The following is a 7,171-nucleotide window of genomic DNA, read 5'->3' as shown; positions in this document are numbered from 1 at the left end:
GACCTCGACTTATAGCTACGAGTGGTGGGACGGCGCGAAGCAATCGAAGGTAAAGGTGCAGGCGACGAACCCGAACGCACCGGGCTGGAAGCCGGCGACGACGTACTACAACTACGACGCGAACGGCAACCTGAAGAGCACGTACGACGATGGCGGCAACGATGCGGGCAACGCGCGCGCGTTTCAGTACTGGACGGACTTGCGCGGGCAGGTGCAGCGTCGCAGCGAGCTCACGGGCGTGACGGTGGATGCCAACGGCACGATCACGGGCGCGGAGGGTAATCGCAAGCATAACTACTACTACCTGAACGGCAACCGGGTGGGCAACCAGGGCAATGACGGGATCGACTCGATCGACTACGTGCAGGAGCTCTCGGGCAAGCTCACGCGAGGGGGCAACGAGAGCCAGTACAAGGTCTTCACGCCGGTGGGCACGGCGGATTTCGACGAGAACTATCTGGCGATCAACGGGGCGTATCCGGGGATCAGTCCGGGGACGTGGACGGTGCGCGGGGGCGATACGCTGCAGAGCATCGCGAGTGCGCTGTGGGGCGATGCGACGCTGTGGTACATCCTGGCCGATGCGAACGGACTGCAGGGCACGGATGTGCTCAAGGCGGGTCAGACGCTGACGGTGCCGAGCAAGGTGACGAACGTCCACAACACGGCGACGACGTTCAAGCCATACGACCCGGGCCGAGCGATCGGCAACACGCAGCCGACGTTGCCCGATCCGCCGCCGCCACCGGGGCGTGGGGGCGGGTGTGGCATGGCCTTGATGATCATTGCGATCGTGGTCACGGCCATTGTGACCGTAGCGACGTACGGAACGACCTCTGAACTTCTCTACGCCGAGCTGGGTGTGACGGCCGAGACGGCGAGTGCGGGGGTGGCGCTCGGCGTGGGCGTTGCGGCGGGCGCCACGGCAGGAGCGGCGGGCGCAGCGGCGGGCCAGGGCGTGATGATGGCAGGCGGGCAGCAGAGCGGATTCAACTGGGAAAACGTGGGATTGGGAGCACTAAGCGGCGCGGTAACTGGAGGGCTGGGTGCGTCGGGTCTGTCTGATGCGGCGAGCGCGTCGTTGGGGCGGGCTGGCGGACAGATTGCGATGGGCGCAGCGCGCTCGGTGGCCACGCAAGGGATGGCGATGGCGATAGGCGCGCAGCGCAGCTTCGACTGGAACGGCATGGCGGCCAGCGCGATAGCCTCGGGCGTTGCAAGCGCGGTGGGTCAGACGTCGCTGGGTCAGACGCCCTACGTCGGAACGGCAGCAGCGGGGCTTGCGGCAGGGGTGACGAGTACGCTGGTGCATGGCGATAGTCTGCAACGCAATGCCGGGGCGATTGTGGGCGACACGATCGGAGCGATGGTGACGGTGCAGATGGCGCAGCGTGATCTGGACACGGTCAAGCTGAAGACAGAGCAGGCGATCAATGGCGCGAATGTGCCGTTCACACCTGCGGATGCTCGCTCGTTCGATGCGACAGCATCGAGTTTGGGTCTGACGTCAGCCGAGGCTTGCGCGCTGATGGCATCGGATAATGGCCGGTCGATGGTTGGCGATGCTTATTCGCCGTACACGCCGGGCGTGGAAGCGTTTGCTGTGCCGTATCCGCAGATTGCGGTTCGAGAGCTGGCGCCAATAGTAATGGACACGGTTAGTCCGTTGAGCGAGTGGGATTCGCTCAGGGCGTTTAATCCAGTGGCCAAGTTTGCCGAAGGCGTGTATGACCGCGCGGCTGCAATGGCGAGCGGTGTGGGCAACGTCTTGGCACATCCTTTAGATACGGCAGCGGCGATTGGTGCGCATTACACGAACGCTTATGATGCTGGCCGTCTTGGTGACACGATCCTGAACGACGTTGGCAGCGCGATCACAGGAGGCGTGAAGTCCCTGCCTCCGCTTGCGGCGGTGAATGGGCTTTATAAAAAGGACACAGCCGGGGCAGCCCACGCATTTGGTGGCTCTGCGGCAGATGCGGCGTTGTTTGTTGTGCCTGAGCTTGCGGGGCCAGCAGTGGCGCTTGGTGGAGCGGCGCTTGAACGCGGCGCGGTGATGTTCGGGTCGCAGATTGAACGGACGTTTGAACGTGCGGTTCCAGGGCTTCGATTCAATGTCGTGCCGGAAGGGCAGTCTTTCTCATCAACAGGTGTCAACGCCTTTAGTCCTGCACCATCGACTGGAGTTGCCTACACATCCGAGTCGCTCGGTACGAATATTTTGGAGCTAACGTCGCGTCAGAAATTCGATGCGGCGGGTAATATCGTACCTGCGATGGGTATTCGTTCTGAAATGGTGTCAACGTTCAATCCGGGGCAAGGGGATTTGTTTGTCAACTTCTACCGCACCACGGAAAATGGACGAGGCGTTGGCACGGAGATGTTGTCGAACTCCATTCAAAGCTTTGGCCCGCAGAATGTGCATTCTGTTTCGGCGGAACTTGGTTTGACTAACAAGTCAATCTTCGAATACAACATGTCTTCTGAAGGCATGTCACCTGTCCAGGCTGTAAGCAATACACCGCTTGGAAAGTCACTCATCAGCCTTGGATACAGGCATATTGAAGTGAATGGTCTCTACATTAAGGCTAGATTGGGGAACTGAATTGAGTGCTGCTGATAAGACTACTATTGTGAAGTTGTTGGAAGAAGGGAAGGCCTCGGACTTGGTGGATTTGATTCTTGGAGATTCGCCATATCGTGTCACTGGCGAAACGGAATTTGAAAGTAACGATGAGCGTGACGCCTACGTTATGACCATTGAGCATTTGCGCTTCGTTAGCAAGTATGGAGCGCAAGCGGGGCCAATCAAAGAGAATGGTCGAGTCTACTTTGCGTATCCGGACTATTTCGAAAAGTGGTTTCAGCTGGGAACGCCAGGTCTAGCACAAGAGGATGTGCTTAACTATGTGAATAAGTTAACGTAATAATGACCTGCGCCCGGTTTTAGTACGAAGTGGAGTTAAAGTCCGAGGTAAACAATTCCTTCGCTTCGTGCGCCTGCGCGAATTGCATTGGCGCCAGATAACCGAGCGAGCTGTGGGGCCGCTCGGTGTTGTACTCGATACGCCATTTCTCAATCAAATGCCTGGCATGGCGCATGGAAACGAACCAGTGCTCGTTCAGGCATTCGTCGCGGAATCGCCCGTTGAAACTCTCGATGTAGGCGTTTTCACAGGCCTGCCGGGCCGGATGAACGACAGTGTGACACCCACCTCATAAGCCCACGCATCCAGCACCTTACCAGCGAACTCCGGACCGTTGTCCACCATGATGGAAGCAGGCAAGCCGCGCATCTCGCGTAACCGTTCAAGCACCTGCTTGACCCGCAGACCCGGCAACGACCTATCGACCTTGTTAGCCAGGCACTCACGCGTGTAATCGTCGACCACGTTCAGACAGCGAAAGCGCCGACCATTGGCCAACCCGTCGCTGACAAAGTCCATTCGATCGACTACGTGCAGGAGCTCTCGGGCAAGCTCACGCGAGGGGGCAACGAGAGCCAGTACAAGGTCTTCACGCCGGTGGGCACGGCGGATTTCGACGAGAACTATCTGGCGATCAACGGGGCGTATCCGGGGATCAGTCCGGGGACGTGGACGGTGCGCGGGGGCGATACGCTGCAGAGCATCGCGAGTGCGCTGTGGGGCGATGCGACGCTGTGGTACATCCTGGCCGATGCGAACGGACTGCAGGGCACGGATGTGCTCAAGGCGGGTCAGACGCTGACGGTGCCGAGCAAGGTGACGAACGTCCACAACACGGCGACGACGTTCAAGCCATACGACCCGGGCCGAGCGATCGGCAACACGCAGCCGACGTTGCCCGATCCGCCGCCGCCACCGGGGCGTGGGGGCGGGTGTGGCGCGTTCCTGACGGTGATCGCGATCGTGGTGGCGGTGGTGGTGACGGTGTACACGGCGGGCGCGGCATCGGCGGCGATAGGTGGGGCGGCGAGCGCGGGCGCGGGCACGGGTGCGGCGGCGGGCGGTGCTGCGGCGGGTGGTGCTGCGGCGGGTGGTGCAGTCGCAGGTGGTGCGGTCGCAGGTGGTGCGGTCGCAGGTGGCGCAGTCGCGGGAGGCGCAGCGGCGGCCACTGCCAGCACCTGGTCGCTGGGCATCGCAGCCTTGAGCGGCGGAGGCACGCTGATGACGGCCGGCGTGGCGGTGGGTGCATCGGCGATAGGCGGCGCGGTGGGTTCACTGGCTTCGCAAGCGGTGCTGATTGCCGGTGGCGCGCAACAGGGTCTGGACTTGAAGGGAGTGGCGATATCGGCGGGATCGGCCGCGTTGGGCGCAAGCATGGGCGGCACGGTGAGCGCGGGGCTGGGCAATACCGGCAATGCGATGGCCACGGGAGCGCTACGTGGCGCCGCGACGCAGGGCATGAGCATCGCGTTGGGCGCGCAAAACGGCTTCGACTGGAAGGGTATTGCGGCGAGCGCGATTGCATCCGGGGCGAGTGCGTATGTCGGAGATGCGCTCGGGCAGACGAAGCTTGGAAAGGCACTACCGTCGTTGAGCCTGGGCGCGTCGGCGCTCGCCTCGGGAGTGACGAGTACGCTGGTGCGCGGCGGGAGTTTGCAACGCAATGCCGGGGCGATTGCGGGCGATACGATCGGGGCGATGGTGATCGCGCAGATGGCGGCGAAATCGGTTACGCCGGCGAAGGTGAAGATGGATGAGCCGACCAACGCAGATTCATCGTCCACGCCGTTGGGTGAAGCGAAGGCGTTTCACGCGCAATTCGATGAGCCGATGCCCGGTGTGATGTATGCGTCCAATAGCTTGATGTCGGACGTCGATAATCCGTATCCGTATGTGACTTACTCGCAAGGGGAAGCGGAAGGTCTTCCGGCCGTCGAGGTGACGGCGAGCCGCATGCCATTCGAGTTGTCACTGAGTGACGAGACTTATGCGTTCGGAGTCGGTTATGGCGGAGCGCTCGCTGGCGTGACTGAGACCGCAACAGTTGATCTTAGTGCCGCAGCGTTTCGTGCGGCGATGACGAGTGAGAAAGACACGGTTGATTTGAGCGGTATTGAAACAACACTCCAAGCATTCGAGCGTGGCATGACAGGAGGGTATGCGGGTGTACTCGATCCCAGCCCGAGAGCCGCCTATACTGGTGCCCTCGCGCACGACGCGTGGCGAGATCTAAAACAGTTGGGCTACCAAATGATTGGTGGTCAGAGCGCGGATGAGGCACGCGCGGCGTGGAATAGCGGGAGCTACGGCCTCGCTGCTGCGAAAGAGTTGCAGGCTTTCGGGGAGGCCGGGCTGGCATTGATGGGCAGCGGGGTCGCTAGGACGGCGATGCCGAGAGCAACCGTTTCGCTGGCCAGTCGTACGAGCATGGACCTTGTGAGGCAATCAGGAGGCACGATTGGCTCCCGGTTTCCACGAACGGAAGGGTTAGGAACGCATACGACATTAGATGAACTCCGTGCCACAGGAGCATTACCAGGCAAGGAGGGCGTTATCGTTATCGATAGAACTGTGCGGTTTGGAGATGTTTATGAATTAGGCACATTAGGTGGTCGGCAGGTCGAGTTCTCATTGGTCACCGAGCGCGTCGACGGTGCATTGGTCAAGAAGTTATACAGCGGAGATGCTTGGACCAGCCCAGTGCCACGCGATGCAAGGTTGATCGGCCATGTCCATCCAAACGATAATGCTTTCAAAGTGTGGCCGTCGACACAGGATATGGAGATGGTTAATATCCGATACTTCCGCCAGTTGGAGTTAAATCCACAGGCCAACCCAACCCCCACTAGGATCTTTTGGGGACCGGGTAACGTCGACAGCACAGTTTTTTACCCTGGCTTTGGCAAGGCACCGCTACCGCGATAAGGAGATCGAAAATGGAAAAAGAAGGCTTGCCGACAGCTGATCAATTCTTGTTCGGCCGAGGCATCGAACTGGACGACTACTTTATTGAGCAAACCCCTGTGGCCGAAATGCTTTGTTTCAGGGACGCAGAGGGTCGCGAGTTTGATCTTCCAATAAATGACCCAGAGTTGTGTGCTGCGGTGTACGCACGCCTGAAAGAACTCGGAGTTCGTATAAGAAGATTGGGCTAGTAGTAAAGCCGAAGGCCGCATCGTGGCCTTCGGTGGTGTTATTCACTGGTGAGTGAGCTGATATCGGCGACGCACTATTCCGCGTCGGACGCGGTGTGCTCAAATCCGGCTGGAAAGTTCTTCCGAGGATGAAGGATCTAAATGAATTGGCCTCAAGAAATAGCTAAGCTTGTCTATATCGAAAAAGCGTCTTGCTGACGCAGATAAACATGGGCTACGGCCGCATCACTTACTGCAGTAGCTGTAACGCCGGAAAGACTTGTTTTTGCGGAAAAGCACTTTAGCCGTTACCTGATTCCGATTTACACCGAATCTTTACGGCATGTGGACGGGTGGCGAGGTTTCTATCAAGTAGACCTGTTCGGCACGCGACACTCGTGCGGGGGGAAGTAGAAGATTCCGCGCTCTCTGCGCTAAACGCAGTCCATGGCGAAGTGCTGGCGAGCGCTAATGTTCAACGTCGAGATCTGCAGGCTATTGCTGCAACAGCTTCAGACCGGACTTGGTTGTCATCGCAACAGGTCCGTCGGATAAATCCGGAGGCATACTGTAATTCTCGGGGGAGCTGATAGAGCGCGTCGAGGATTCTAACGAGTTCTCCCTTGTGATGATGGACTGCAACCGGCACGAGTTGCTTCGCTTTCGGCAAACCTGGGAAGAGGAAATCTATTCGAACTGCGGATCCGCCCATTCAGCGAAAATTCCTACATAACGGCGTTGCGTACACCGCAGGCGTTGATGACGGGGACTCGTTAGAGCGTTCTGGGTAGTCTCGGCAGTGCCGGCAGCAAGTTTGTAGCACTGGAGAGGTCGTACAGCAGTAACACTTAACAAAGCGCTGGATGTACTTGAAACACCATCAGCGCGGCGTAAAGACTTTTAACAGCAAGAAGGAAGATAAAAAAGATGCAGTTTAAGCGATTTATCCTAGTCCCCCTGGCAGCATCTCTGTTGGTGCTAGCTGGATGTGCCTCCGTACCGATGGGCGATCCGCAAAAGGATGCCGCGCTAAAAACCTTCAGCGTCCCGCAGGACAAAGCAGCTGTCTACGTCTATCGTAATGAAAGCATGGGAGCGGGCGTCAAGATG

At 59.1% G+C, this 7,171-nt stretch carries 4 protein-coding genes and 1 pseudogene; 4 read left to right on the top strand and 1 reads right to left on the bottom strand.

The genetic code is table 11. From position 1 onward, the window contains the following. Positions 1-2,605, top strand: a 2,605-nt coding sequence (locus QCE79_RS38555; RefSeq protein WP_309854276.1) for a LysM domain-containing protein, incomplete at its 5' end; no start/stop codon positions are given. A gap of 1 nt (position 2,606) precedes the next feature. Further along, a complete protein-coding gene (locus QCE79_RS38550) occupies positions 2,607-2,927 on the top strand; it encodes a hypothetical protein (protein ID WP_309854273.1) in 321 nt (106 codons plus the stop codon). A 19-nt stretch (positions 2,928-2,946) separates the two neighbouring features. Here QCE79_RS38550 and QCE79_RS38545 read toward each other — a convergent pair. Beyond that, positions 2,947-3,446: pseudogene (locus tag QCE79_RS38545) on the bottom strand (integrase core domain-containing protein); the annotation flags it as partial. A 12-nt stretch (positions 3,447-3,458) separates the two neighbouring features. On the opposite strand from QCE79_RS38545, the gene QCE79_RS38540 reads away from it, so the two are divergent. Continuing rightward, complete coding sequence (locus tag QCE79_RS38540; protein ID WP_309854270.1) at positions 3,459-5,852, top strand: LysM domain-containing protein; 2,394 nt, start codon at positions 3,459-3,461, stop codon at positions 5,850-5,852. An 11-nt stretch (positions 5,853-5,863) separates the two neighbouring features. Further along, complete coding sequence (locus tag QCE79_RS38535; protein WP_309854268.1) at positions 5,864-6,082, top strand: hypothetical protein; 219 nt, start codon at positions 5,864-5,866, stop codon at positions 6,080-6,082. Positions 6,083-7,171: the final 1,089 nt, after the last annotated feature.

Source organism: Caballeronia sp. LZ003 (assembly GCF_031451465.1).
Taxonomy (GTDB): domain Bacteria; phylum Pseudomonadota; class Gammaproteobacteria; order Burkholderiales; family Burkholderiaceae; genus Caballeronia.
The sequence above is the reverse complement of the archived record's forward strand: the minus strand, read 5'-3'. Positions and strand labels throughout refer to the sequence as shown.